28 protein-coding genes are annotated in these 25,700 nt (G+C 68.4%); 17 read left to right on the top strand and 11 right to left on the bottom strand.

The window, feature by feature from the left end; genetic code table 11:
* Window positions 1-5 precede the first annotated feature (5 nt).
* The gene (locus tag KBY90_RS13840) at window positions 6-776 is read left to right on the top strand and encodes a glucosamine-6-phosphate deaminase (protein ID WP_254969242.1); all 771 of its coding nucleotides are present in this window, start codon (window positions 6-8) and stop codon (window positions 774-776) included.
* Here KBY90_RS13840 and KBY90_RS13835 read toward each other — a convergent pair.
* Together KBY90_RS13835 and truB are read right to left on the bottom strand one after the other, a co-directional pair.
* Window positions 773-1,591: a YebC/PmpR family DNA-binding transcriptional regulator gene (locus KBY90_RS13835; protein ID WP_254969241.1), complete on the bottom strand. Its 819-nt coding sequence runs from the start codon at window positions 1,589-1,591 to the stop codon at window positions 773-775. The two genes, KBY90_RS13840 and KBY90_RS13835, sit on opposite strands and share 4 nt — an antisense overlap.
* A 33-nt stretch (window positions 1,592-1,624) precedes the next feature.
* Complete coding sequence (gene truB, locus KBY90_RS13830; RefSeq protein WP_254969240.1) at window positions 1,625-2,524, bottom strand: tRNA pseudouridine(55) synthase TruB; 900 nt, start codon at window positions 2,522-2,524, stop codon at window positions 1,625-1,627.
* Window positions 2,525-2,565: 41 nt separating this feature from the next.
* Between truB and KBY90_RS13825 the strand changes: the two genes are divergently transcribed.
* Window positions 2,566-3,273 (top strand): queuosine precursor transporter, encoded by a 708-nt coding sequence (locus tag KBY90_RS13825; RefSeq protein WP_254969239.1) that lies wholly within the window; start codon window positions 2,566-2,568, stop codon window positions 3,271-3,273.
* A 48-nt stretch (window positions 3,274-3,321) separates the two neighbouring features.
* Window positions 3,322-4,080: a bifunctional 2-polyprenyl-6-hydroxyphenol methylase/3-demethylubiquinol 3-O-methyltransferase UbiG gene (locus tag KBY90_RS13820; protein ID WP_254969238.1), complete on the top strand. Its 759-nt coding sequence runs from the start codon at window positions 3,322-3,324 to the stop codon at window positions 4,078-4,080.
* Window positions 4,081-4,101: 21 nt separating this feature from the next.
* On the opposite strand, the gene rpmA is transcribed toward KBY90_RS13820, so the two are convergent.
* Together rpmA and rplU are read right to left on the bottom strand one after the other, a co-directional pair.
* Window positions 4,102-4,365: a 50S ribosomal protein L27 gene (gene rpmA, locus KBY90_RS13815; RefSeq protein WP_254969237.1), complete on the bottom strand. Its 264-nt coding sequence runs from the start codon at window positions 4,363-4,365 to the stop codon at window positions 4,102-4,104.
* 69 nt (window positions 4,366-4,434) lie between these two features.
* Entirely contained in the window at window positions 4,435-4,818 is a 384-nt protein-coding gene (gene rplU / locus KBY90_RS13810) for a 50S ribosomal protein L21 (protein ID WP_254969236.1), read from the bottom strand.
* A 215-nt stretch (window positions 4,819-5,033) separates the two neighbouring features.
* Here rplU and KBY90_RS13805 point away from each other — a divergent pair, with 215 nt between their 5' ends.
* The 3 genes from KBY90_RS13805 (at window position 5,034) to kaiC (ending at window position 7,876) form a co-directional block, all read left to right on the top strand.
* Complete coding sequence (locus KBY90_RS13805) at window positions 5,034-5,879, top strand: circadian clock protein KaiA (protein WP_254969267.1); 846 nt, start codon at window positions 5,034-5,036, stop codon at window positions 5,877-5,879.
* 16 nt (window positions 5,880-5,895) lie between these two features.
* Entirely contained in the window at window positions 5,896-6,252 is a 357-nt protein-coding gene (kaiB, locus tag KBY90_RS13800; RefSeq protein ID WP_254969235.1) for a circadian clock protein KaiB, read from the top strand.
* Window positions 6,253-6,325: 73 nt separating this feature from the next.
* Window positions 6,326-7,876: a circadian clock protein KaiC gene (gene kaiC / locus KBY90_RS13795; protein ID WP_254969234.1), complete on the top strand. Its 1,551-nt coding sequence runs from the start codon at window positions 6,326-6,328 to the stop codon at window positions 7,874-7,876.
* 18 nt (window positions 7,877-7,894) lie between these two features.
* Here the strand turns inward: kaiC and nblS are convergent, their stop codons facing one another.
* Both nblS and purD read right to left on the bottom strand, forming a co-directional pair.
* Window positions 7,895-9,898 (bottom strand): two-component system sensor histidine kinase NblS, encoded by a 2,004-nt coding sequence (gene nblS, locus KBY90_RS13790; RefSeq protein ID WP_254969233.1) that lies wholly within the window; start codon window positions 9,896-9,898, stop codon window positions 7,895-7,897.
* Window positions 9,895-11,199: a phosphoribosylamine--glycine ligase gene (gene purD, locus KBY90_RS13785; RefSeq protein WP_254969232.1), complete on the bottom strand. Its 1,305-nt coding sequence runs from the start codon at window positions 11,197-11,199 to the stop codon at window positions 9,895-9,897. Before purD ends, nblS begins: the two co-directional genes overlap by 4 nt.
* 58 nt (window positions 11,200-11,257) lie before the next feature.
* On the opposite strand from purD, the gene KBY90_RS13780 reads away from it, so the two are divergent.
* The 9 genes from KBY90_RS13780 (at window position 11,258) to KBY90_RS13740 (ending at window position 19,565) form a co-directional block, all read left to right on the top strand.
* Entirely contained in the window at window positions 11,258-12,223 is a 966-nt protein-coding gene (locus KBY90_RS13780; RefSeq protein ID WP_254969231.1) for a hypothetical protein, read from the top strand.
* Window positions 12,220-12,978: a phosphoribosylaminoimidazolesuccinocarboxamide synthase gene (gene purC, locus KBY90_RS13775; RefSeq protein WP_254969230.1), complete on the top strand. Its 759-nt coding sequence runs from the start codon at window positions 12,220-12,222 to the stop codon at window positions 12,976-12,978. The genes KBY90_RS13780 and purC overlap by 4 nt, the downstream gene beginning before the upstream one ends.
* 42 nt (window positions 12,979-13,020) lie before the next feature.
* Complete coding sequence (locus tag KBY90_RS13770; RefSeq protein ID WP_396122598.1) at window positions 13,021-15,225, top strand: BamA/TamA family outer membrane protein; 2,205 nt, start codon at window positions 13,021-13,023, stop codon at window positions 15,223-15,225.
* Complete coding sequence (gene lpxC, locus KBY90_RS13765) at window positions 15,225-16,094, top strand: UDP-3-O-acyl-N-acetylglucosamine deacetylase (protein ID WP_254969228.1); 870 nt, start codon at window positions 15,225-15,227, stop codon at window positions 16,092-16,094. The genes KBY90_RS13770 and lpxC overlap by 1 nt, the downstream gene beginning before the upstream one ends.
* Before the next feature lie 56 nt (window positions 16,095-16,150).
* Window positions 16,151-16,579 carry a 3-hydroxyacyl-ACP dehydratase FabZ gene (gene fabZ, locus KBY90_RS13760; protein ID WP_254969266.1) on the top strand — a complete coding sequence of 143 codons (429 nt, stop codon included), beginning with the start codon at window positions 16,151-16,153 and terminating at the stop codon, window positions 16,577-16,579.
* A 5-nt stretch (window positions 16,580-16,584) separates the two neighbouring features.
* Window positions 16,585-17,391: an acyl-ACP--UDP-N-acetylglucosamine O-acyltransferase gene (gene lpxA / locus KBY90_RS13755; protein ID WP_254969227.1), complete on the top strand. Its 807-nt coding sequence runs from the start codon at window positions 16,585-16,587 to the stop codon at window positions 17,389-17,391.
* Complete coding sequence (gene lpxB, locus KBY90_RS13750; RefSeq protein WP_254969226.1) at window positions 17,391-18,605, top strand: lipid-A-disaccharide synthase; 1,215 nt, start codon at window positions 17,391-17,393, stop codon at window positions 18,603-18,605. Before lpxA ends, lpxB begins: the two co-directional genes overlap by 1 nt.
* Window positions 18,606-18,670: 65 nt before the next feature.
* Window positions 18,671-19,333, top strand: a complete 663-nt coding sequence (gene msrA, locus KBY90_RS13745) for a peptide-methionine (S)-S-oxide reductase MsrA (RefSeq protein WP_396122597.1) — start codon at window positions 18,671-18,673, stop codon at window positions 19,331-19,333.
* Window positions 19,334-19,361: 28 nt separating this feature from the next.
* Entirely contained in the window at window positions 19,362-19,565 is a 204-nt protein-coding gene (locus KBY90_RS13740; RefSeq protein WP_254969225.1) for a hypothetical protein, read from the top strand.
* Window positions 19,566-19,599: 34 nt separating this feature from the next.
* On the opposite strand, the gene KBY90_RS13735 is transcribed toward KBY90_RS13740, so the two are convergent.
* The 5 genes from KBY90_RS13735 to KBY90_RS13715 all read right to left on the bottom strand — a co-directional run bounded on the left by KBY90_RS13735 (window position 19,600) and on the right by KBY90_RS13715 (window position 23,603).
* Window positions 19,600-19,884, bottom strand: a complete 285-nt coding sequence (locus tag KBY90_RS13735; RefSeq protein ID WP_254969224.1) for a hypothetical protein — start codon at window positions 19,882-19,884, stop codon at window positions 19,600-19,602.
* Between the two features lie 42 nt (window positions 19,885-19,926).
* Window positions 19,927-21,444 carry a leucyl aminopeptidase gene (locus KBY90_RS13730; protein WP_254969223.1) on the bottom strand — a complete coding sequence of 506 codons (1,518 nt, stop codon included), beginning with the start codon at window positions 21,442-21,444 and terminating at the stop codon, window positions 19,927-19,929.
* 38 nt (window positions 21,445-21,482) lie between these two features.
* Window positions 21,483-22,052, bottom strand: coding sequence for a GIY-YIG nuclease family protein (locus KBY90_RS13725; RefSeq protein WP_254969222.1), 570 nt, complete (start codon window positions 22,050-22,052; stop codon window positions 21,483-21,485).
* 95 nt (window positions 22,053-22,147) lie between these two features.
* Window positions 22,148-22,681 carry a hypothetical protein gene (locus KBY90_RS13720; protein WP_315858744.1) on the bottom strand — a complete coding sequence of 178 codons (534 nt, stop codon included), beginning with the start codon at window positions 22,679-22,681 and terminating at the stop codon, window positions 22,148-22,150.
* 208 nt (window positions 22,682-22,889) lie between these two features.
* On the bottom strand, window positions 22,890-23,603 hold the full coding sequence (locus KBY90_RS13715; RefSeq protein WP_254969220.1) for a response regulator transcription factor: 714 nt from the start codon (window positions 23,601-23,603) through the stop codon (window positions 22,890-22,892).
* Between the two features lie 152 nt (window positions 23,604-23,755).
* Here KBY90_RS13715 and KBY90_RS13710 point away from each other — a divergent pair, with 152 nt between their 5' ends.
* On the top strand, window positions 23,756-24,079 hold the full coding sequence (locus tag KBY90_RS13710; RefSeq protein WP_254969219.1) for a DUF1825 family protein: 324 nt from the start codon (window positions 23,756-23,758) through the stop codon (window positions 24,077-24,079).
* Between the two features lie 55 nt (window positions 24,080-24,134).
* Entirely contained in the window at window positions 24,135-25,469 is a 1,335-nt protein-coding gene (tyrS, locus tag KBY90_RS13705; RefSeq protein ID WP_254969218.1) for a tyrosine--tRNA ligase, read from the top strand.
* Window positions 25,470-25,700: the final 231 nt, after the last annotated feature.

Genomic DNA, 25,700 nt, shown 5'->3' with positions numbered 1-25,700 from the left:
CCCGCTTGACCGTCGCCCCCCAGCGCTTCCCCCTCACAGTTCTCGATGACGCGCAGACCGTCGCCCGGCATGTGGCCCGCCGGGTTGTTGCCGACCGTCTGGCCCTGACGCCGCGGCCTCTCGGCCTGGCCACCGGCGCCACCATGGTCCCGGTGTACGAGGCCTTGGTGGCCGAGGCATGGAAGCTGCCGGCCAGCCAGCGGCAGCGGCTGCAGCAGAAGTGGCGCAGCTACAACCTCGACGAGTACCTGGGGGTGCCGCCGCACCATCCCGGCTCCTTCGCGTTCTTCATGCACGACCGGCTCGCCGGACCCCTGCAGCTCGATCCCGCCACGGTGCGGCTGCCCGACGGCATGGCCGCCGATCCGCTCGGCGAGGCCCGGCGCTACAGCGCTGAGATCCATGCCGCCGGTGGCATCGGCCTGCAGCTCCTGGGCCTGGGGCTCAACGGTCATGTCGGCTTCAACGAGCCACCCTGCGCCGCCACCGCATCCTGCCGGCCGGTGGAGCTCAGTCCCGAAACCCGCCGCCACAACGCCTCCGCCTTCGGCGGCGATCCGGCGGCGGTGCCGTCCCAGGCGATCACGCTCGGCCTGGCCGAGATCCTGGCGGCCCGGCGGATTCTGCTGGTCGTCACCGGTGCCGCCAAGGCGGGCGTGCTGCGGCGTATGCTCCAGGCCGAACCGTGTCCGCAGCTGCCAGCGAGTTGGCTGCAGCGGCACCCGGCGGTGCAGGTGATCGCCGATCGCGCCGCCCTCGGCGCCACTGGCGCCTAGCTGAGCAGCTGCTCCATCAGCGCGGCGTCGGCCTCCAGGTTGGAGGTCACGCTGCGCACGTCGTCGAGCTCCTCGAGGGCATCGAGCATGCGCAGGCAGGCGCGCAGCTGCTCCGGCTCGCCCACGCTGCAGCTCACCTGGGGGATCCAGCGGTGCTCCCAGCCGCCCACGGCCAGCCCCTGCCGGCGCAGTCCGTCCTGGAGGGCTTCCAGCTGGGCGAAGGGCGCGAACACCTCGGCGGACTCATCGGGGTGTTCGGAGTCGCCGGTGGCTCCGGGGGCGTCTCCGTCGCTGCCGAACTCATAGCCCAGCACGGTCACGCCCATGTCGCTCTCCAGGGTCACCAGAGCCTCCAGGAGCGTGTCCTCATCGAGGCTGGGTCGCGCCACCCGGGCCACGCTGCGCTGCTCGAACAGGTAGCCCACGCAACCCGTTTCCCCAAGGTTGCCGCCGTGCTTGCCGAAGGCCAGCCGCAGGTCGGCCGCTGTGCGGTTGCGGTTGTCGGTGAGGGCCTCCACCAGCACGGCCACCCCCCCGGGCCCATAGCCCTCGTAGCGCACGGCCTCGAAGTGGTCGGCGCCGCCGCTGAGCTGGCCGGAGCCCTTGGCGATCGCCCGCTCGATGTTGGCGTTCGGCACCCCGGCGGCCTTGGCCTTCTCGATCGCCGTGCGCAGCTGGAAGTTGCCCGCCGGGTCGGCGCCACCCCTGGCCGCCACCATGATCTCGCGCCCCAGCCGGGTGAACACCGCACCACGCTTGGCGTCCACCACCGCCTTGGTGCGCTTGATCTGGGCCCATTTGCTGTGGCCGGCCATGACTCGCGGAAGGGAAAGGGGCAGGGAACGGTGTCACCCGGCCGCCTCGAGCACCAGCTTGGGCTGCAGCTGGCCGTCGGCGGTGGCCCGGGCCATGCCGGCCAGGTTGCCATCCGGCGCCACGATCACCACGGCCTGGCCCTCCCTGAACGCCGACGCGTCGACGGGCTCGGCGGCCAGGCGGCGGCCGCAGCGCCAGCCGCTGAGCTGCTCGGGGCTGAGGTGCTGGCGGGGCAGATGGCGCAGGGCCTGCAGGGGCTCCAGCAGGGGCGGCGGCGGGGTGCGGTCCAGCGCCTCCAGGGGTACCGCCTGCTCCAGGTCGAAGCCCAGGGCGGCCGTGCGCCGCAGGCTGGCCAGGGTCCCGCCGCAACCGAGCAGCGTGCCCAGGTCGCGCGCCAGGGAGCGGATGTAGGTGCCGGCTGAGCAGGTCACCTCCAGCTCCAGGCGCCCGCTGGCCGGGTCCCAGCTCAGCAGCTCCAGCCGGTGGATGTGCACCGGCCGGGGCGGCAGGGCCACGGTCTCGCCCTGCCGCACCCGCTGGTAGGCCCGCTGGCCGTCCACATGCACCGCCGAAACCTGCGGCGGCACCTGCTCGATCCGCCCGCGGAACCGCTCCAGGCAGGCCGCCAGGTCGGCCACCTCCAGGGGAGGCAACGGCCGCCGCTCCAGCACCTCCCCCTGGAGGTCGTCGGTCGCCGTGGCCAGGCCCAGCTGCACCACGCCGCGGTAGCTCTTGTCGCCCTCCAGGTAGGGCAGCAGGCGGGTGGCCGATCCCAGGGCGACCGGCAGCACACCGGTCACGGCCGGGTCCAGGGTGCCGCCGTGGCCCACCCGCCGCAGACCGTAGGCCCGCCGCACCCGGCCCACGCAGGCGTGGGAGCTGGGGCCCGCCGGCTTGTCGAGCACCAGGAACCCCCAGGGGTGGTCAACCATGGCAGCGCGCGTCAGCCTGGACCTCCCCATGCTCCACCGCCATGACCCTGCAGCAGCGCCGTGAGCTGGCGTTTCTGGTGCTGGCGGGACTGTTCCTGGGCACCATGGGGATGCTCAACATCCTCGGCCTCACCCGCTTCCTGCAGCTGGGCAGCATCGGTCACTGGCCCATCGTGGTGGCGGTGGGAGCCCTGCCCTACCCGGTCACCTTCCTGTGCACCGACCTGATCAGTGAACTCTGGGGGGAGCGCCGGGCCAGCCAGCTGGTGTGGGTGGGGCTGCTGCTCAACGGCTGGATCGTGCTGATCCTCTGGCTCGGCGGCGCACTGCCGGGGCTGGAGGGCGCCCCGGAGGCCACCTTCTTCGAGGTGCGGCGCCTGTCCTTCGGCGCCGTGGGGGCCTCGATGGCGGCCTACATGGCGGCCCAGTTCACCGACGTGCGCCTGTTCCACTTCTGGAAGCGCGTCAGCAACGGCAGGGCCCTGTGGCTGCGCAACAACGGCTCCACGCTCGTGAGCCAGCTGGTGGACACCACAGCGGTGGTGCTGATCAGCCATTACGCCAACCACCTGTTGCCCCTGCGTGCGGAGGCCCCGGTGCTGCCCCAGCTGGCGGGCTACATCGCCAGCGGCTACCTGTTCAAGGCCCTGGCGGCCTTGATCGACACCCTGCCCTTCTACCTGCTGGTGAGCTGGCTGCGCCGCTGGCTGGAGGTGCCGGGTGCGGGGGCGGAGCTGGCCGATGCCTAACTTGGCCCCGTCGGCGCCAGCAGGATGGTTGTGTCTCCAGGACAGCAGATGGACCGGCTCGAGGGGGCTGCCGGCCTCCTGAGCGTGGAGCGCTTTCTGCGTGACGGCTTCGATCTGCGCCGCCAGCTCGCTGACCACCTCGGGATCGGTCTCCAGGAGCTGGAGCGCCGCCTGCCCCACAGCACCGCCGAACTGGCGGCCCTGCACCCCGGCGGCCTGAGCGCGGAGCAGACAGGGCGGTTCTACGAGGAGACGGTGGGCACCACCCACCTGCTCGAGCTGGCGGCCTGGCATCTGGACAGCGCCGACTACATCGCCGACACCCTGCGACTGCAGCAGTTGTTCGCCCGCGGCGAGGTGCTCGACTTCGGCGGCGGCATCGGCACGCATGCCCTGGCCGCGGCTGGCCTGGAGGCGGTGGAGCGGGTGTGGGTGGTGGATCTCAACCCCCACAACAGGCACTTCGTGACGGCCCGGGCCGAGCGGCTGGGACTGGCGGCGAAGCTGCAGTGCGTGCGCGACCTCGACGATCCCGCACTCACCGAGCGTTTCGACACCGTTATCTGCCTCGATGTGCTGGAGCACCTCAGCGATCCGGCGGCCCAGCTGGAGCAGTTCGCCGCACGCATGACGCCCGAGGCCACGGCCCTGTTCAACTGGTATTTCTTCAAGGGACACAACGGCGAGTATCCCTTTCACGTCGATGATCCGGTGCTGGTGGAGCGGTTCTTCCGCACCCTCCAGCACCGCTTCCTGGAGGTGTTTCACCCCCTGCTGATCACGACCCGTGCCTACCGGCTCGCCTGAAGCCGGAGCGCTGACGGCCGATCAGGCCAGGCCGACGTTGATGCGCTTGCGATCCCGCAGCCCGCGCTTGATCGTGTCGAAGCTCACAACGCCATCCACGAGGGCGAACAGGGTGTCGTCGGAGCCGCGGCCCACATTGGTGCCGGGCAGCACCGAGGTGCCGCGCTGCCGGATCAGGATCGAACCGGCGCTGACGGTCTCACCGCCGTAGGCCTTGACGCCCAGACGCTTGGCGTTGGAGTCGCGGCCGTTGCGGGTGGAACCGGTGCCTTTCTTGTGGGCCATGGGGAGCTTGATTCAGGAGGTGGGGAGATTGTGGCGTGCGGATGAGCCCAGGGGTCCAGGTCCGCTCGCTCAGGCCAGGGCCTTGCCGTTCACCGTGATGGACTGGACCATCACCCGGGTCAGTTCCTGACGGTGACCGGTCTTGCGGCGGGTTTTCTTCTTGGGCCGCATCTTGTAGACGAGCACCTTGGGGCCCCGGCGATGGGCCATCACCTTCAGCTCGACGCTGGCGCCCTTGACGTACGGCTGGCCGAGGGTGGGGGTGCTGCCGTCGTTGACCAGGAGCACGTTCTCCAGGGTCACGGTGCTGTCCACCTCGGCCGCGATCCGGTCCAGGTCGTAGTAGCGGTTGGGCTGGAGCCAGAACTGCTGGCCAGAGGTCTCGACGATGGCGTAGGGAGCCGGAGCCTCATGGGCGCTGGAGCTGGCTGGGGAGGGGGTGGGCTGGGCCATGGTGAAGGGCATGGCCAGGCTGGCGATCGATGCTGGCTGGTTGGGCTGACAGCCCTGGCTGGGCTGACAGCACCGGTTGGGCTGACAGCACCGGCATCACCGCCATTGCGGCCTGGCGCACGTTTGAGAAGACAATCCGAAATCTTCGCTCTTTGTCCCGCCTCTCGTCAACATGGTTCTGCCCTCGGCGGTCACACCGCCGCGGAATGCTTTCCATGTCCGCATCGCCGCTCACCGTCCTTGCCCTCGTTGATGACCCAGCTCTCCAGGCAGCGGTGGACCGCTGGCTGGCCGGCCAGGAGCGCTACCGCCTGGAGCGCTGCGAACCCGGCCAGGATCCGGTGGCCGAGCTGGAGCGGCGAGGCGACAGCATTGATGCCCTGCTGGTCCAGCAGGGCTGTCTCACCCCCGTCCAGGTCCAGGAGCTCAGCGACAGGTCCCTGCTGCTGCCGGCGGTGGTGATCGGTGTGATGAGCGGCCGGGTCGACCTGCACGAGGCGGAGGTGCACCTGCCCTCGGATCAGCTGGAGCAGCTGAGCTACAACCTCGATGCGGCCGTCTCACGATTCCTCGCGCGCGGCAGCCAGGGTTCCCTGGGCAATGGCGCGCCGGTGGGCGACACCGCTCTTTCCGACCGCTGGCGCCTCGCCGATCGGCTGCAGGGGCGGCTTGGCCTGGCGGGTGTGTTCTACAAGCGCGATCCGTCACGGTTTCTGCGCAATCTCTCCCCTGGGGATGCCTCTGAGTTGCTGCAGTCCCTGCAGCGCACCTACCGTGACTATCTGATCCAGTATTTCCGGGATCCCGCTGCGGCCAACCAGGCGCTTGAGAGTTTCGTGAATACGGCATTCTTCAGTGATCTGCCGATCACCAAAACCATCGAGATTCACATCGATCTGATCGATGCCTTTGCCAAGCAGCTTAAGCTCGAAGGTCACAAAGGTGGGTTTCTCCAGGACTACCGCTTGGCCCTCCTGGACGTGTTGGCCCATCTCTGTGAAATGTATCGGCGGTCCATGCCCCCTGACCTGCCCATGCAGAAAGCTACTTCAGCAAGCTGAAGAATTCATCACCCTCATGCCAGCCAGAAAGACCTACATCCTGAAGTTGTATGTTGCGGGTAACACCCCAAGCTCAATGCGGGCTCTGAAAACTCTGCGCAACATTCTGGAGACGGAATTTCAGGGAGTCTATGCCCTCAAGGTCATTGATGTGCTGAAGAATCCACAGCTTGCCGAGGAAGACAAGATTCTGGCCACGCCCACACTCTCCAAGATTCTGCCGCCACCAGTGCGGCGCATCATCGGCGATCTCAGTGACCGGGAGAAGGTGCTGATCGGTCTTGATCTCCTTTACGACGAACTGGTGGACGATGCCCTGCTTGGTGATGAGTTGCTGGAGTCTCCGGACTCCTCTCCAGAGGGCTCCGCCTGAGTCTTTGGGTCTCCGTCCCTGACCTGAGCCAGCCAACGCCAACCCCCCTTCCCTTTTCGAAACGCACTCTGTGATGTCAGATCTCTCCTCCCCTGCAACGCCGTTAGCGCTGGTGCAGAAGCTGCCGACGGGCATCGAGGGATTTGATGACGTCTGTCATGGTGGTCTGCCCATAGGGCGCTCCACGCTGGTCTCGGGAACGTCTGGAACCGGGAAGACCGTGTTGTCACTGAACTACCTCTACAACGGGATTCAGCACTACAACGAGCCTGGCATCTTTGTCACATTTGAGGAGTCACCACTTGACATCATGCGCAATGCGGCCAGTTTTGGCTGGAATCTTCAGGAGATGGTAGAGCAGAACAAGCTCTTCATACTGGATGCCTCGCCGGATCCCGAAGGTCAGGATGTGGCCGGTAGTTTTGACCTTTCGGGCCTGATTGAGCGCATCAATTACGCGATCCGAAAATATAAAGCCAGGAGGGTGGCGATTGACTCCATCACAGCCGTGTTTCAGCAATATGACGCCGTTTCTGTGGTGCGTCGTGAGATCTTCCGTCTCATTGCCAGGCTCAAGGAGATCGGTGTCACCACGGTGATGACCACAGAGCGTGTGGAGGAATACGGACCTGTGGCCCGCTACGGCGTGGAGGAATTTGTATCGGATAACGTGGTCATTCTTCGCAATGTTCTGGAGGGGGAGCGCCGTCGCCGCACTGTGGAAATCCTCAAGCTGCGCGGCACCACCCACATGAAGGGGGAGTTCCCATTCACGCTCGGCAGCCATGGCATGAGTGTGTTCCCTCTCGGGGCGATGCGCCTCACGCAGCGCAGTTCCAATGTGCGACTGAGCTCGGGAGTGCCGAAGCTCGATGCCATGTGTGGTGGCGGCTTCTTCAAGGACTCCATTATTCTGGCCACCGGCGCCACGGGCACCGGCAAGACGCTTCTGGTCTCCAAGTTCATCGAGGATGCCTGTGCCAACAAGGAGCGCGCCATCCTCTTTGCCTACGAGGAATCACGCTCGCAGCTGTTGCGCAATGCCACCAGCTGGGGGATTGACTTCGAGCAGATGGAGCAGGATGGCTTGCTGAAGATCATCTGTGCCTATCCGGAATCCACCGGTCTCGAGGATCACCTTCAGATCATCAAGACTGAAATCGGCCAGTTCAAGCCTTCCCGCATGGCGATCGACTCCCTCAGTGCGTTGGCTCGGGGCGTCAGCCACAACGCTTTCCGTCAGTTCGTGATTGGCGTTACCGGTTATGCCAAGCAGGAGGAGATTGCAGGATTCTTCACGAATACATCCGAGGAATTTATGGGCAGCCATTCCATCACCGACTCCCATATTTCGACGATCACCGATACCATCCTGTTGCTTCAGTATGTGGAGATTCGTGGCGAGATGGCACGGGCCTTGAATGTGTTTAAGATGCGTGGTTCCTGGCACGACAAGGGCATTCGTGAGTTTGTCATCACTGGCCAGGGCCCTGAAATCAAGGATTCCTTCTCCAACTTCGAGCGCATCATCTCCGGAGTTCCCCATCGGATCATCGGCGACGAGCGCAGTGAGCTGGCCCGCATCGTTCAGAGTGTCGCCGACGAATCAGAGCGTGGCCGTTGAAGGCTGTGGGGTGGGTGTTCAGGCCTTGCTGAGAGCCAGCCGCTGGCGATCTGCAGTCAGCTGCACCTCGTCATTGTCGGCATCCTCCAGCGGCAGTTCGAACCAGAAGGTCGTGCCAACGCCCAGCTCACTCGCCATCTGGATCGCGGAGCCGTGCTTGTCAAGGATTCCACGCACGATCGAGAGTCCCAGGCCTGTGCCGGCCTCGATGTGCACGGCATTCTCCACCCGATAGAAGCGCTCGAAGATGCGTTCCTGATCACTGGGAGCGATGCCGCTGCCGGTGTCCGTGATCTCCACCCTCAGCCGCGGCAGGGGTGAACGGAATTCGCAGCTCGGTCCCTCTTCATCGCCCTGGTTCACGGCAGGCAGGGCACAGTGATCGGGCCAGGGGTAGGCGCGCAGCATCACCTGCCCTCCCTGGGGCGTGAACTTGAGGGCATTGCCGACGAGATTGTCGAACACCTGCAGCAGCAAATCCCAGTTGCCGAGGACGCGCGGCAGCTCAGGGTCAGCCTGGAACGTCAGGCTGACTCCCTTGTCCTCGGCATTCAGCCTGTAGGTGCGGAGGGTCTGCTCGATGGCCGCCCTCGCCTCCAGCGGTTCGAAGCTCCACTGGCGATCGGCCTCCAGCCGGGACAGATCGAGCACGTCGTTCACCAGTCTGGTGAGCCGGTCGGTTTCGGCATTGGCGATGCCGAGGAACTCCTGCTTCTCCTCTTCGCTGAGCTGATCGCCGAGATCGTGGAGCGTTTCCACGTAGCTCTTGATATTGAACAGGGGTGTGCGCAGTTCATGCGACACGTTGCTGATGAAGCGGCTCTGGGCGGCATTCAGCTCCACCTCCCGGGTGAGATCCTGCACGGTCATGGCGATGCCCTTGAGGGTCTCGCCGCTGGCGTCCCGCACCGACTGCAGCACGATGCGCAGGGTGCGGGCCGGTTCGCCGAGGCTGCAGCGCACGTCGGTACTGTCCTGGCCACCGGCGGTGACGCTGTCGAGGGCCTCCTGCAGGTCCATGGCCAGCCGTTCCGGCAGTTCCTGGATCAGGGGATTGCCCTCGAGGTTGCGGCCTTCCCAGCGGAAGAAGCGTCGGGCGGTGGGGTTGGCCAGCACGATCGCGCCCTCGGCGTCGAGCAGCACCGCCCCATCGGCCATGGTGGCGATCAGCGATTCCTGCTTCACCTGCGCTGCCCGCAGCTCTTCGATGTTGGCGGCCTTGTACTCCTCGAGCTGGGCCGCCATCGTGTTGAATCCCTCCAGCAGTTCCCCCAGTTCCCCACCCACCGGCAGCGCGATCCGGGCCTCGAAATTGCCCCCCGCGATCTGCCGCACCCCCCGCAGCAGCTCCTTCACCGGCTGGGTGATGGTGAGGGCGTTGAACACCGAGCCCAGGATCACCAGCACCCAGATGGAGATGAACACCGCCACCGTCACCTCCCGGGTGAGGGCCGCACTGGCCAGCAGGGTTTCGTTGGGGTTGATGCCCAGGGCCAGCACGCCCAGGTAGTCGCCGTTGCTCACCATCGGCACGAACACATCCGTCACCTGCCCATCCGGGGTGAGGTGCTGGCGCACCAGGGGGTTGTCCGGACGCTTCTGGATGTCGGCCGGCAGTTCCAGGCGCCGGCTCAGCAGCAGCTCGCTGGTGCCGTTGTTCGAGCCGATCGGAATGCCCAGATAGATGATTCCTTCCGGATCGGCGAAGAAGATGTAGCGGAGACTGCGACTGGAGCGCCAGAAGCGATCAGCCACCGACGCCAGTTCCCGGTCGTTCCCCTCCGCCACCAGCGGGGCGACGTTGGCCGAGAGCAGCAGCCCCAGATCGCGGGCGTAGCGGGTGTCGCTCAGGCGCGCATCGCGCTGGATGCCGTTGAGGGCCAGGAAGGTGATGCCGGTCATCAGCAGGCTCACCACCAGCGTGGCCACCGCCAGCAGCTTGGTCTGCAGACTGAACTCCGCCCACCAGCGCGCCAGGGCCTGGCGCCAGCCGTGTCGCGCTGGTGCCTGGTCGCTGCTCATCGGCTGCGCACCTGATGACCGATGTCACGGCGGTAGAGCATGCCCTCGAAGCGCACCTGCTCCAGGCCTGTGTACACCTGCTGGAAGGCCGTGTCGAAGTCTTCCGCCTGGGCCACCAGGGCCAGCACCCGTCCGCCGCTGGTGCGGCACATCCCATCGGGGTCGCGGCGGCTGCCGGCGTGAAACAGCTGCAGCCGCTCCCCGGGCTGCAGGCCGCCGTGGATCACGTCCCCCTGGCGCACGCTGCCGGGATAGCCCGCGGCGGCGGCGATCACGCAGGCGCTGCAGAGCGGGCTGACCGCCAGGGGAGGAGCCGCGGCCAGCCGCCCTTGCGCGCAGGCCAGCAGCACCGTGGCCAGCTCCGCTCCCAGCAGGGGCATCAGCGTCTCGCATTCGGGGTCACCGAAGCGGCAGTTGAACTCGATCACGCTCGGACCTTGCTCGGTGAGCATCAGGCCGGCGTAGATCACGCCGCGGTAGTCGATGCCGCGGCGGCGCAGGGCCTCGAGGGTGGGTTCCAGCACCCGCTGACGCACCTCCTCCAGGCCTGCCGCATCGAGGAGCGGTGCCGGGGCGTAGGCCCCCATCCCCCCGGTGTTGGGGCCCGTGTCCCCCTCGCCGATGCGCTTGTGATCCTGCGCCGGGGGCAGCAGCACGAGATCGCGGCCGTCGGTGAGGGCGAACACGGACACTTCCGGCCCCTCGGTGCGTTCCTCGAGCACCAGTGCCGCCCCGGCGTCCGCGCCGAAGCGGCCGTCGAAGATGTCGCGGATGGCAGCCCGCGCCTCCTCCATGGTGTCGGCCACGGTCACGCCCTTGCCGGCCGCCAGTCCATCGGCCTTCACCACCAGCGGACGCCCGTGCGTCTCCAGCAGGTCCAGGGCTTCGGATTCGCACTCCGCCCGCCAGTGACGGGCGGTGGGCACGCCCGCTTCCTGCATCAGCGTCTTGGCCCAGTGCTTGCTCGCCTCCAGGCGGGCGCCGTCGGCCCCGGGGCCGAACACCGCCAGCCCCGCCGCCCGCAGCCGGTCGGCGAGGCCGGCGGCCAGGGGCGCTTCGGGACCGACCACCACCAGATCGATGGCCAGCTGCCGGCAGGCCTGCAGCAGGCCTTCAGCATCGGTTTCGGGGATGGCCAGCTGCCGGCAGCCTGGAAGCTCCGAAGTGCCCCCGTTGCCGGGGGCCACCCACACACCCTCGACGCCGTGGCTGCGGTTCAGGGCCCAGGCGAGGGCGTTTTCCCGCCCCCCGCCACCCACCACCAGAATCCGGGCCGGACTGGGCGCTGCCACTGGAGCCATGCGGGGGTGCGGGTGGAGGAGATGCGTCGGATCGGCTCCCCTAGGTTGACCGGCGCAGATGACCTCCGCCGGACGGGTCGCCGTGCCCCATCTTGTCTCCGAACGGGCAGCCCGGCCGGTCTTCCGCCGCCGGCCCACCCAGGCTGGGCTGGCGGCCCTGCTGTCCCTGCTCGCGACCGGCATCGCCCCCGCCCGGGCCGCTGCTGCGCCGCCGCCCGGGTGCGAGCGGCCGCCTGCGGTTCAGGAGTCCCAGCCATCCCTGGAGGCGGTCCTGACCGACGCCGAGCGGCTGTTGGCCTGCTCCGCGCCCCAGGCGGCACTGGCTGTGCTGGCCCGCCTTTCTCCCGGCCCCGGCGAGGGACGGCGCCGCTGGCTGGTGATGCAGTGGCGGGCGGCTCAGGCCGGCCTCAACCATGCGCTGGCCGTGCAGGCCCTCACCCTGCTGGCGGAGGGCGATCTGCGCCGGCTCGAGGATGTGGCCCTGCCCCTGGTGCGGCCGGGGGCGAGTGATACGGGCCGTGCCTCCGGAGGCAAGCCGTCCACCCGCTCGGCCCTCGATCTGCTGGCCGAGCATCTGGAGAGCCTGGGACAGCGCCAGCAGGCGGCCCGGGTGCTCCTGCTCAGCAGCACCCCCGGGGCGCTCACCGCCGCCCGCTGGGGGCGTGCGGCGGCCCTTGCCGAGGCCATGCCCCTGCAGCAGCGCGACCAGATCCTCGAGCAGGCGCTCGAGCAGGCCGCCGCCGCCGGTGCCTGGGGTCTGGTGGCGGCGCTGCTGGATCAGCAGCTGGCAGCGGGCGTCAGCGATCCCGCCTCCAGCCGGGCTCTCGAGCGTCGCCTCAGGCTGGGGGAGCGGATCGACGATGCCTACGGTGAGTGGCTGCAGCGCCGCCAGCTTTCGGGGCCCGACCACGAGGCTCGCAACCGGGAGCTGGAGCTCCTGCTGCGCTCGCCCCGGCTTCCCGGTGGCCATGCCGGCCCGGCGCAGCTCCCGGATTCTCCCCTGTCCTCCCCCGTGCAGCCATGACCGCCGTCCAGCCCGGATCCCTGCTCCACGAAGGCAAAGCGAAGCGGGTGTACGCCACCGACCGCCCGGACGTGGTTGCCGTGGAGTTCAAGGACGACGCCACGGCCTTCAATGCCCTCAAGAAGGCCAGCCTCCCCGGCAAGGGCACCCTCAACTGTCAGATCTCGGCCCTGCTGTTCGAACAGCTGGCCGCCCGGGGCGTGCCCACCCACTACCTGGGGGTCGCTGACGCCGACAACTGGATGCTGGTGCGCCCGGTGCGGGTGATTCCGCTGGAGGTGGTGATCCGCAACGTGGCCGCCGGCTCCCTCTGCCGTGAGCTGCCGATCCAGCCTGGAACCGCCCTTGATCCGCCCCTCTGCGACCTGTACTACAAGGACGATGCCTTCGGGGATCCGCTGCTCACCGAGGCACGACTGGAGCGGCTGCATCTGGTGAATGCGGATCAGCGGGTCGGGATCGAGCGGCTGGCCCGCCGGGTGAACGATGAACTGCGCCAGCTGTTCGATGCCGTGGGGCTGCAGCTGGTGGATTTCAAGATCGAGCTGGGCTTCACCGCTGATGAGCAGCTGGTGGTGGCCGACGAGATCAGCCCGGACACCTGCCGCCTCTGGAACCGGGCCGTAGCGGACAGCCAGGAGCGCATCCTCGACAAGGACCGCTTCCGCCAGGACCTCGGCGGCGTGGTGGAAGCCTATGGGCAGGTTCTCAAACGGCTCCAGCAGACCTGTCCCCAACCCAGGGTCTACCAGTAACGTTCCGGCGTCTGCGGCGTCGCCGCACCGAACTGCATCCACATGGCCGGCATGTTGGCTTCGAAGGCTGTCCTGACCCTGCTGGGCCTGGGCGTCCTCGCCGCCGGCCCCGTGCTCGCCCAGGAGGAGTCGCCCCCCTCCACGCCGGCCCCCTCCACGCCGTTCTCCGAGCAGGTCGACACACCCGTCCCCCTTCCCGGCGGTCCGGCTCCGGTCAGCCCCTCTCCCGCCAGCGGGGGGGATCAGCCTGCTGCCCAACCCCCAGCTGCCCAGTCTCCGGCTGAACCCCAGGTGCTGATCGCCGAGGTGGTGGTCGAGGGACTCGAGGGCCATCCCGATGCCGACCGGCTCGAGATCGCCGCCTACGAGGCGATGGCCACGATCCCGGGCAGCCGCGTCACCCGCTCCCAGCTCGAGACCGACCTGGCCGCCATCTTCGCCACGGGCTGGTTCTCCGACGTGCGCATCCAGCCCCAGGACGGTCCCCTGGGGGTGAGGCTGATCGTCTCGGTGGTCCCCAACCCGGTGCTCAGCCGCATCACGCTCCAGCCCGCCGGCGAGATCAAGCTGCCGGAGACTGTCGTTGCCGACACCTTCGCTCCCGACTACGGCCGCACCCTCAACCTGAAGACCCTGCAGACCCGGATGCAGGAGCTGCAGACCTGGTACACCGACCAGGGCTATTCCCTCGCCCGGGTCACCGGTCCCTCCCGGGTCACTCCTGACGGTGTGGTGGAACTCAGCGTGCGCGAGGGAAGCGTGCAGGGCGTCGAGGTGCAGTTCATCAACAGCGACGGGAATGCCACCAATGACCAGGGCGAGCCGATCCGCGGCAAGACCCAGCCCTGGGTGATCACCCGCGAGGTCTCCCTCCAGCCCGGCTCGGTGTTCAACCGGCGCCAGCTGGAGGCCGACATCCGGCGCCTCTACGGCACCGGCCTCTTCAGCGATGTGAGGGTCACCCTGCGGCCCGTGCCGGCCCAGCCGGGAGAAGTGGTCGTGGTCCTCGGCATCGTCGAGCAGTCCAGCGGCTCGCTCTCCGGCGGCGTGGGTTACAGCCAGAGCCAGGGTGTGTTCGGACAGATTCAGCTCCAGGACAGCAATCTGCTGGGCAGGGCCTGGGATCTCGGCACCAACATCTCCTACGGACAGTTCGGTGGACTCGGCGACATCACCTTCTTCGATCCCTGGATCAAGGGAGATCGCAACCGCACCTCCTTCCGGGCCCGGGCCTTCTTCAGCCGTGAGCTGCCCCAGGTCTTCCAGAGCCGCAACAGTGTCTTCAAGGAGGGCTCCGAGCGGATCCGCGGTGCCGACTTCGAGGTCGTCACCAACAAGCCTTTCGATATCGGCGGCGGTGATCAGCTGGTGCGCACCAACTTCGACAGCGTCGCCATCGAGCGCATCGGTGCCAGCGTGCAGTTCGTGCGCCCGCTCAATGGTGGTGATCCCTTCAAGGAGGCCCCCTGGCGGATGATCCTGGCCTTCGGCGGCCAGGAGGTCACGCCGATGAACTTCTCCGGCAGCAAGTTCTCCCAGGCGGTGGTGGGTGCCAACAAGTCGCCGGATGTGGTGTCGAAGCGCCAGGTGATCTGCATCGCCTACAACTGCGCGTCCGAGAACCAGCTGCTCAGCTTCCGGATCGGCACCACCTACAACAGCCTCGACGATCCCCGCAATCCAACCCGTGGCAACTTCTTCAGCCTGAGCACCGAGCAGTTCATCTCGGTGGGTGATGATTCGCCCACCTTCAACCGCGTTCGCGGCAGCTTCAGCCACTTCATCCCCGTCAACTGGCTGAAGATCTACAAAGGTTGCCGCCCGGGCCCGGGCGAGCCGGAGGACTGCAAGCAGGCACTGGCTTTCCAGGTGTCCGGCGGCACCCTCATCGGCGATGAGATCCCCCCCTATGAAGCGTTCTGCCTCGGCGGCGGCAACTCCGTGCGCGGCTACTTCGACTGCGATCTCGGTGTGGGCAAGAGCTTCGCCGAGTTCACCGTGGAATACCGCTTCCCCCTCTTCAGCATCGTCAGCGGCAGTGTCTTCTTCGATGCCGGCACCACCTTCGGCACCCAGTCCGACATTCCCGGCAATCCCGGCGGTGTTCTCGGCAAGAGCGGCGAGGGTTACTCCCCCGGCATCGGTGTGATCGTGACCACGCCCGTGGGTCCGCTGCGCCTGGAGGTGGCCAGCGAGAACTTCACCGATGAATGGCGCTTCAACCTCGGCGTGGGCTGGAAGTTCTAGTGACCCAGTGGCCTGCCGACTATGCCGGCTCCCTCACCCTGGCCGCAGAGGTGGAGCTCACCGGGGTGGGACTGCACAGCGGGGCCAGCTGCCGCCTCCGTCTCCTGCCCAGCCAGCTCCCCGGCTACCGGCTCGGCTGGCTTGATGAGGCCGGCTCCCAAGCGATTCCCCTGGCGCCGGCCCAGGTGTGTGAAACCACCCTCTGCACGGCCCTGCAGGTGGGGCAACGACGCCTGGCCACGGTGGAGCATCTGCTGGCGGCCCTGGCGGGCACGGGCGTGACGCAGGTCGAGATCCGTGTCGAGGGGCCGGAGGTGCCACTCCTGGACGGCTCGGCCCTGCCCTGGGTGGACGCCATCGCCTCGGCCGGTCTGCAGCCCCTGGCGGCGACGTCTGATCGGCGGCAGCTGCATCGCCCCATCACCGTGCACGACTCGGGCGGCTTCGTCACCGCCGTGCCGGCCCCGCAGCCGCACCTGGGGGCCGCCATCGAGTTCACCGAGCCCGCCATCGGGCGCCAGGTGTTCTCCCTGGCGCTCACTCCGCAGGCGTTTGTGGCCGAGATCGCGCCGGCCCGCACCTTCGGCCTGCGCTCCCAGGTGGATCAGCTGCGGGCTGCGGGACTGATCCGTGGCGGTGCCCTCGACAACGCCCTGGTGTGTGACGGCCCGCGCTGGCTGAACCCGCCCCTGCGCTACCCGGACGAACCGGTGCGCCATAAAATCCTCGATCTGCTGGGCGACCTGGCCCTGGTTGGACTGCCCCGCGCCCAGGTGTTCGCGTTCCGCGGCTCCCACCGTCTGCACACCGATCTCGCCAGGGCCGTCGCTGCGGCCCTGGCTGACGCACCCGCCCTTCTCCCCGCCTGAACACCTTGCCTGAGCCTTCCCCGGTCCCGGACACCCCTGCGCCGCCTGCGAGCCCGCTGCTCGCTGTTGAGCAGATCCAGGGACTGCTGCCCCATCGCTACCCCTTCGCCCTGGTGGACCGGGTGATCGAGCATGACCCCGGCAAGCGCGCGGTCGGGATCAAGAACGTCACCATCAACGAACCGCAGTTCCAGGGGCATTTCCCCGGCCGCCCGCTGATGCCGGGGGTTCTGATCGTCGAGGCGATGGCCCAGGTGGGGGGGCTGATCGTCACCCAGATGCCGGACCTGCCACGGGGGTTGTTCGTCTTCGCCGGCATCGATGGCGTGCGCTTCCGGCGTCCGGTGGTGCCCGGCGATCAGTTGCGCATCACCTGTGAACTCATCAGCCTCAGGCGCAGGCGCTTCGGCAAGGTGCAGGCTGAAGCCACGGTGGATGGCGAGCTGGTGTGTTCCGGTGAGTTGATGTTCTCGCTGGTCGACTGACGGCCATGTCCACCAGCATCCACCCCACGGCGGTTGTCGATCCGCGGGCCGAGCTGGCCAGCGGTGTCGAGGTCGGTCCCTATGCCGTGATCGGTCCCCAGGTGCGCATCGGCCCGGATTGCCGCATCGGCCCCCATGTGGTGCTGGAAGGCCGCGTCAGCATGGGCAGCGGCAACCGACTCTTCCCCGGGGCCTGCATCGGTCTGGAGCCCCAGGATCTCAAATACACCGGCGATCCCACCGGGGTGGTGCTCGGCGATGACAACACCATCCGCGAGTGCGTGACCATCAATCGCGCCACCCGGGGCGAGCAGGTGACGCGGATCGGCAGCGGCAACCTGCTGATGGCCTACAGCCATCTCGGTCACAACTGCGTGCTCGGTGACCGCATCGTGATCGCCAACGGGGTGGCCGTGGCCGGCCACGTGGAGATCGGCGATCGTGCGGTGATCGGCGGCATGCTGGGGATTCACCAGTTCGTGCACGTCGGCACCCTGGCGATGGTGGGCGGCATGAGCCGCATCGAGCGCGATGTGCCCCCGTTCAGCACCGTGGAAGGTCACCCGGCCCGGGTTCGGGCACTCAACCGCATCGGTCTGCAGCGCAGTGGTCTCGCGGCCCGCGATGACGGGCGTCAGCTGGAGGATCTCAAGCGGGCCTGGATGCTGATCTACCGCAGCCGGCTCACCCTGGCGGAGTCCCTGGCCCAGCTGCGGGGGCAGCCACTCACGGCCGCAGCCGAGGAGCTGGTGGCGTTTCTGGAGGCCTCCGTGGCCGAGGGGCGGCGCGGGCCGATTCCGGGGAGCCGCTGATGCTCCGCCTGCTGGTCAGCACCGGCGAGGTGTCCGGGGATCTGCAGGGCTCCCTGCTGGTGGAGGCCCTGCACCGTGAGGCCCGGCGCCGGGGCCTGGCGCTGCAGGTGCTCGCCCTGGGCGGCGAGCGCATGCAGCGGGCCGGCGCCCAGCTGCTGGCCGACACCACCCGCATGGGGGCCATCGGTCTGTGGGAGGCGATCCCTTTTCTGCTTCCCACCCTGCGCCTGCAGCGCCGCCTGAGGCGCTGGTTTCTCCAGCAGCCTCCCGATGGCGTCGTGCTGATCGACTACATGGGGCCCAACGTCAACCTCGGGCTGCGCACCAAGCGCCGTTTCCCGCAGGTTCCCATCACCTACTACATCGCTCCCCAGGAATGGGCCTTCAAGTTCGGTTCCGAGGGACGCACCAATCTGATCCGCTTCACCAATCAGATCCTGGCGATCTTCCAGGAAGAGGCCCGCTACTACCGCTGCCGGGGAGCCAATGTCACCTACGTGGGCCATCCTCTGCTCGACACCATCGGCGACCCGCCCGGCCGCGATCAGGCTTGCGCTGAGCTGGGCCTGGATCGCGAGGCGCCGGTGCTGCTGCTGATGCCGGCCTCACGCCGTCAGGAACTGCACTACCTCCTGCCCCATCTGGTTGCTGCCGCGGCTGAGCTGCAGCGCCGGCAACCCCATCTGCAGGTGCTGGTGCCGGCGGGCCTGGCGGGTTTCGAGGTCCGGCTGAACCACCAGCTCGAGCGGGCCGGCCTGCGGGCGACCGTCGTCTCGGCAGCCGATGCCGACCGGCTCAAGCCGCTGTTGTGCGCGGCAGCCGACCTGGCCCTGGCCAAGTCCGGCACCGTGAACCTGGAGCTGGCTCTGCGGGGCGTGCCCCAGGTGGTGGTGTATCGCGTCAGCTGGCTCACGGCCTTCGTGGCTCGCCATCTGCTCCGCTTCAGCGTGCCCCATATCTCGCCGGTCAACCTGGTGCTTGGCGAGCGGCTGGTTCCCGAACTCCTCCAGGAGGCCCTCCATCCCGCGGCGATCGTCGAACAGGCGCTGCCGCTGCTGGAGGATGGCAGCCCGCAGCGGCTGGCCATGCTCGAGGGCTACCGGCGCCTCCGTCGTCAGCTGGGGGAGCCCGGCGTCACCGACCGCGCCGCCGCCGCCATTCTCGATCAGGTGGAGGCAGGCTGGCCGGCAGCCCGCTCCGCTGCCACGCCGTGATCCCCCTGCCGTCCGCTTCAGACCCCCGGCAGAGTCAGGCACCGGCACCGGCCCGGCGCTGGTTGGTGGCTCTCGCCTCTCTGCTTGTGCTGATCGCCGGCCTGAGCAGCTGGCCGCCGGCCGCCTGGGCCGCCGGGCCTGGCTCCCCCTCCGGCGAGGCGGTGCTGGCCGGGGGCTGCTTCTGGTGTCTGGAGCACGATCTGGACTCCCTCAGCGGCGTCGTCGACGTGGAGAGCGGCTACAGCGGCGGCCGCCTGGCACGGCCCACCTATCGCCAGGTGTCCACCGGCGGCAGCGGCCATCAGGAGAGCGTGCGCGTGCGCTTCGATCCCGGAGCGGTCAGCTACGAGACCATCCTGCGCGCCTACTGGCGCAATGTGGATCCCCTCGACGGCGGCGGCCAGTTCTGCGATCGGGGTGACTCCTACCGCCCGGTGATCTTCACCGCCGATGCGGAGCAGCGGCGCCTGGCCCTCGCCAGCCGCAGCTCCGCCTCCCAGGAGCTGGGCCTCCCGGAGTCGGCGTTGAAGGTGGAGATCCGTCCTCTGAGCCGGTTCTGGCCGGCGGAAGAGCACCATCAGAACTACGCCGAGCGCAATCCGATCCGCTACGGCTACTACCGCTGGGCCTGCGGGCGCGATCGGCGTCTGGAGGCCGTGTGGGGTGCGCGGGCCCGTTCCTCCCGTCCCTGGGCCGCGCCCCTTGGCCCATCCGGTTCGCGCGGTTAGCGTGGAACCTGCGCAGTGCAGGGTTCATATGTATCTGCTGACCATCCGAGACGGCCTGCAGACCAGGCACGTGGGCCCCTACCAGAGCCCCAAGCAGGCTGCCGACGATCTCGATCGGCTGCTGCCCCTGTGCAGTGACAGGGCCCGCTGGCAGATTCATGCCCTTGAAGCCCCGGAGGATCTGCTCGCCAGCCTGCGGCCGTCCGGCCGGCTGAGCAGCACTGCCGCCTGAGCAGCACTGCCTCCTGAGCCTCCACGACGGGGCGTCAGTTCTGGCGTGGATACCCCCGCAGCAGTCCGCTCTCGACCATCAGGCCAACCCCGGCGTTGATGAGGATGAGCCCGAAGGTGCCGTACCAGAACCACGGTCCGGGGGCCTGCAGCAGCTTCATCGGCACGGTCCCGCCGGCCCCGGCGGCCAGCTCGGTGCGTTTGATCAGTTCCTCGAGTCCCTTGCGGATCACGGCCTCGCCGAACAGGCACAGACCGGCCGGCAGGAGCAGCACCCCCAGCTGAGCCTTCACGTACCAGCGGATCTTCTTGACGGCCATGGGAACAGGGCTCGAGGAGGGTGGCGTGGCGGTGAGGCCAACCTAGGGCTGTGGGCTCAGCGGGGCGCCGGCGCAGATCCAGTTCACCAGGGTGCGCACCCCGAACCCCGTGGCCCCGGCAGGGTCGAGTCCCCGGCCCTTGTCGCTCCACACCGTGCCGGCGATGTCCAGGTGTGCCCAGGGAAGGCCCCCGGGCACGAAGTCCTGCAGGAACAGGGCGGCGGTGATCGAGCCCCCGGGCCGGGGACCGGTGTTCTTCAGGTCGGCCACCGGACTCTTCAGCCCGGCCTTGTAGGACGCGCGCAGCGGCATCGGCCAGAGCGCCTCGCCCCCCGCGGCGGCGGCGGCCTGGAGAGCTCTGCCCAGGTCTTCGCTGCTGCTCCACAGACCCGCCATCTCCTCTCCCAGGGCGATCACGCAGGCTCCGGTGAGGGTGGCCAGGTCCACCACGGCGTCGGGATCGAGTTTGCAGGCGTACACCAGAGCGTCGGCGAGGGTCAGCCGCCCCTCGGCGTCGGTGTTGTTGATCTCGATGGTCTTGCCGTTGGAGGCCGTGATGATGGCGCCGGGGTGCAGGGCCCCCCCGCTGATCATGTTTTCGCAGGCCGCCACGATCACGTGCACCTCAACGCCCTCCGGCCGCAGTTCGCCGATGGCACGGGCAGCCCCCAGCACGGCGGCGCTGCCACCCATGTCGTATTTCATCATCTCGATCTGGGAGCCGGCGGTCTTGAGGTTGTACCCGCCGGAGTCGAAGGTGAGCCCCTTGCCCACCAGAGCCACACGTCGTGAGGCTCCGCCGGAGGGTCGGTAGGTGAGGTGGATGAACTTGGGGGGGAGATCCGATCCCTGAGCCACTCCCAGGTAGGCACCCATGCCGAGCTCCCGGCAGTCCTCCCGTTCCAGCACCTTCAGCTCAAGACCATGGTCGGCGGCGATCCGGGCGGCGGTGTCGGCCAGATGCTGAGGGGTGGCCACGTTGGGGGGGGCCGCCACGAGTTCACGGGCCAGTTCCACGCCGGCGCAGATGCCCGGCACCTGGGCCAGGGCCTCGTCGGCGCCTGCCGGCAGACCGATCAGGCTCACCACGGCCGGCGGGGACTTCGGGTCGGGTTCACTCTTGAAGCGCTGGTCGCTGTAGAGGCTCAGCCGCACGGCCTCGGCGATCGCCCGGGCTGCCGTGGAAGTGGCCAGGGCTTCCACGGGCAGGGCCAGGGCCAGTTGCTCTGCCCCGGCGGCCTGCGCAGCGCGGGCTGCCGCCGCTGCCGCACCCCGCAGCGCGTCGAGGTCGAAGTCGGCCGGATCGCCCAGTCCCGCCAGGATCAGCGTGCGTGGGCTGGCCCCCAGGCGATCCAGGGTGAGGCACTCCCCTGGCTTGGCCTTGAAGCGCCGTTGCTCGAGCCTCTGCTGCAGCTCCTCGCCGCAGGCGCCGATCAGCTGGGACCACAGGGGATGGTCCGGACGTTCCTCGGCTTTCGCGAACAGCCCTACCGCCAGGGTGTCTCCGCTCCACTGGTTCAGGGCGGCAGCGAGCTCGTCGGGGATGCAGCGAAACTCCATGGCAACCGCCGGATGGGCCGCGATCGTAGCCAGATCGCTCAGTCCGGTTCTGCCGTGAAGGGTGTTCCCCAGCGCTGGCGGGTCTCCTTGTTGAAGGGCGGCAGCCAGCGCCGGATCAGGGCCTGTTCCAGGGCCCGCCGTTCGCGGCTGCCGCTGGGAGCGTCCAGCCAGAAGCGGATGTTCAGCCTGCTGGCCAGCCCGGCCCGGGCCAGCGCCTCGCTGTAGGCCGCCAGGTAGTGCTTGCAGTCGTGCTCAGCCTTCCAGCGCCGATCCGCCCGGCCTGTCTCGCCCACATAGAGCAGCACGGGCTGCGGGTCATGCGCCGTTCCCACCGGCACGCTGTCCAGCACGAAGTACAGCGCCGCCCCCCGTTGGGGTGGATCCGGCCAGCGCCAGAAGCTCAGGGGCTGGGCCCGCAACTGGAGGGGGTGGATCCCCTCTGCGGCCTGGGTCCGCGCCGTGCAGCCGGTCTCGAACAGCGCTCCCTGAAGGGGCTGGTCGACGCTCCGGTCAGCGCCGGCCGCGAACAGGGGGGCCTGGTGGCGGCGCAGCGCCATCCGCCAGCCCTCCAGCTGGCGCCTGAGCAGTGGCAACTCTTCGCCGGCCATGGATCCTGCCCCCAGAGCGGCTGAAGGAGGGAAGAGCTCTCCCTGTCGCGGCCGGTACGTCTTCCGCTCCTGTCTGTCCCATGACGTGCCGCGACTCACGGGGTGCGGCGGGCCGGCGGCAGCTCCGGGCCAGGGGTGGCCGGACTGAACATCACCTTGCCGATCCAGCTCTCCACCAGGTCGGGCGGGAGCTGAAGCCGCTCCTGCAGGTCGGCCAGATCGCGGAAGGGCCTGCGCGTCCGCTCCCGCAGCAGCCGTTCCCCGCGTTCCGCGGACAGGCCCAGCCGTTCCAGCTGGGCCTGTCCGGCGCGGTTCAGGTCAACCCGCACAGACGGGGCGAGTGGCGCCGCCGTTTCCCCATACCAACGGAACACCAGCACCGGCATCCAGCTCTCGAGCAGCACCGGCGGCAACTCCAGCAGCCGTTGCAGGTCGTCAAAGCCGCTGAGCTGCACCCCCCCGGCCTGCAGCCGGAGCAGCAGATCCACCTGGTCCTGCCGGATGCCGGGCAGGCGCAGCCAGTCGCTGGCGCTGGCCCTGTTCACATCCAGCCGCCACCCCAGTTCGGCGGCGAGCCTCACCTCCATCGCGCTGCCGAGCGGCCGCGAGGGGTCTTGGCGCAGCTTCATCTCCAGGAGATCGCGCTCGATCCCGTCCTGGTGGTCCGCTGCCTGCGGTTCAGGGGTTGAAGATGTCCGCCCCGGCGAAGCCGGAGAGGGGCGGGCAGCCGGGGGCGCAGGCAGCTGTCCGCTGGCGATCAGCAGCTGCCGTGCCAGTGGATCCAGCCAGTGCCGCCTGGCCATGGGGAAGATGCCGGGTCGCAGCCGTCAGTCGAACCTAGCGGCAGGGTTCCACCTCCGGCCAGTCGATCAGACCCCAGCGCAGCCCCAGCACCGCGGCATGGGTGCGATCGCGGGCCGGCAGCTTCACGAGTGCGTTGCCCAGATGGGTCTTCACCGTTTCCGCCGACAGGAACAGGGTTCTGCCGATCTCGGCATTTTTCCGTCCGTTGGCCGCCAGGGTGAGCACCTGGAGCTCCCGTTCACTCAAGGGTTGCAGCGGTCCCCCGGATTCATGACCGCGGCGGAATTCCCGGCGCAGCGGACGGTCGATGAAGATGCCGCCCCCGTTCACCACCTGCAGGGCGGTCAGCAGGGCGCCGGTGCCGAAACTCGACTCCAGCACCAGCCCGTCACAGTCGCCCTGGATCGCCCGGCGGATGGCATGCAGCCGATGTTGCCGGTGGATGAGCAGCAGCACGTGCAGGTCCGGGTGGCACGCCTTGAGGCTGACCGCCGTTTCGATGCCGTCCCCCTCTTCGAGCACGTCGCTGATCACCAGCAGCCCCGGCCGTTCATGGGCCACCGCCCCACGGGCTTCCGGGGCTGTGGTGAAGGCCCCGAGAACCCGGGCCGAGGGCATGGCCTGGCCGGCCAGGAGGCTGAGCATCGCCCGGTTTCCCAGGCAGAACACCAGCCGTGCATCGCGCAGGAGCTCGCGGCTGCGGCTGGCATTCTCCTGGAACTGGGCCAGGATGGGTGTGAGGTCCACGAGCTGCACGGCAGCGGCATGGGTACCTCTCAATGTGGGCCCTACAGCGCCGCCTGTCAGCAGGCTGGTTCGGGCTGTTACGCCTTTCCGCACTCGCTGCCGCCCACCTGGGTGTTCAGAATCAGACCCAGCGCTTCCCAGGCCTTGGGCTGATGGCCTTTTTCGACTCCCAGATCGTTCAGGATGAGGCCAAGCGCCTGTTCGGCGACTACCAGCAGCTGATGCAGCTGGGTAGCGAATACGGAAAGTTCGATCGTGAGGGCAAGAAGCTCTACATCGAGCGCATGGAAGACGTCATGGACCGCTATCGCGTGTTCATGAAGCGCTTTGAACTCTCCGAGGATTTCCAGGCCAAGCTCACGGTGGAGCAGCTGCGCACGCAGCTCGGGCAGTTCGGCCTCACGCCCGAAACGATGTTCCATCAGATGCATCAGACCCTCGAGCGCATGAAGAGCCAGCTCGAGCAGGAGCCCTGAGCCGCTCACCAGCGTCTGCCTACCATCAGCGGCTGCAGCCGCACCCGCCGGGCCCATGAACCCAGGCACCGAGACACCCGGCCCCGTCGCTGCCGTGTCACCAGCATCTGCCGTCAGCGGCGAGTCCCTGCCGGCCTGGCTGCAGCGTGGGGTGGCCGACCTCTTCCCCTGCCGGGACGCTCAGGCCAGCGCCGATCAGGACGTCAGCGCCGATCAGTCACTGGCCGCCCGTCTTGCCGAGGCCGAGGCCAGGCAACGGCCTCTGCGCGTCAAGCTGGGCATCGACCCCACCGGCGCCGACATCCATCTCGGCCATTCCCTGCTCTTCCGCAAGCTGCGGGCCTTCCAGGATGCCGGCCACACGGCCGTGCTCATCATCGGCGACTTCACGGCGCGGATCGGCGATCCCACCGGCAAGAGCACGACCCGCGTGCAGCTCTCCGCCGAGGAGGTGGAGGCCAACGCGTCCACCTATCTGGCCCAGCTGGGGCAGGGGCAGGATCCCGCGCGAGCCCTGCTCGATTTCCGCACGCCGGGCCGGCTGGAAGTGCGTCGCAACAGCGAGTGGCTGGCTCGTCTGGATCTCCCCCGGGTGGTTGAGCTGCTGGGGATCAGCACGGTGAGCCAGATGCTCGCCAAGGAGGACTTCGCCAGGCGTTACGGATCCGGCACGCCCATCTCCCTGCACGAGTTTCTCTATCCCCTCCTGCAGGGCTATGACTCGGTGCAGGTGCAGGCCGATGTGGAGCTCGGCGGCACTGACCAGAAGTTCAACGTGGCCATGGGCCGCGATCTGCAGCGCCACTTCGGCCATCGCCCCCAGTTCGGCCTGCTGCTGCCGATCCTTCCGGGGCTCGACGGCGTTCAGAAGATGAGCAAGAGCCTCGGCAACACCGTGGGCCTGCTCGAGGACCCGCTGTCGATGTACTCGAAGCTCGAGAAGGTGCCCGATGCCGTGGTGAACGACTACCTCACGCTGCTCACAGACCTCGATCTGGCCCGCCTTCCGGAGAACCCGAGGGAGCGTCAGAAGGCCATGGCCCTGGAGATCACCCGGCTCAGGCACGGCGAGACGGCGGCTCGGCAGGCCCAGACCGATGCCGCACGTCTGGTGGCGGGAACGGGTGGGGCTGGTGCCGCTGAAGCGGATGTGCCCGAGGCCTCACTCGCTGCGGTCACCTTCCCTGCCAAGGCCTTCTACCTGCTCAGCGCCGTGGGCCTGTGCTCCAGCAGCAGTGAGGCCCGCAGGCAGATCCAGGGCGGTGGCGTGCGCCTCGATGGCGAGAAGCTCGTCGACCCGAACCTTGAGTTCAACAGCGCCTCTGAGCTGGAGGGCAAGGTGCTCCAGCTGGGCAGGAAGACCTTCCGGCGGCTGGTCCAGCAGGTCTGAAGCAGGCTGCGCTCCTGCCGCCTTCCTGGTCTGCCTCCCGGTCTCCGGCGCCGCCTTTGGCCTGGCCGGTCGCTCGTCACCGGGCGGTTGGTCAAGGGTTTGCGGTGATGCAGCGGGTGCTACAGTATTGGACTGCGCAAGCGGGAGCGAAGCGAGCCGAGGGTCACCTGAGAGGGTGGTTGGAGGCGGAGCTGAGTGTGCCGTGAAGCGCGGGGCCTGCGGGACCGGGAG

This window comes from Cyanobium sp. CH-040 (assembly GCF_024346135.1).
GTDB lineage: Bacteria > Cyanobacteriota > Cyanobacteriia > PCC-6307 > Cyanobiaceae > NIES-981.
The sequence above is the reverse complement of the archived record's forward strand: the minus strand, read 5'-3'. Positions and strand labels throughout refer to the sequence as shown.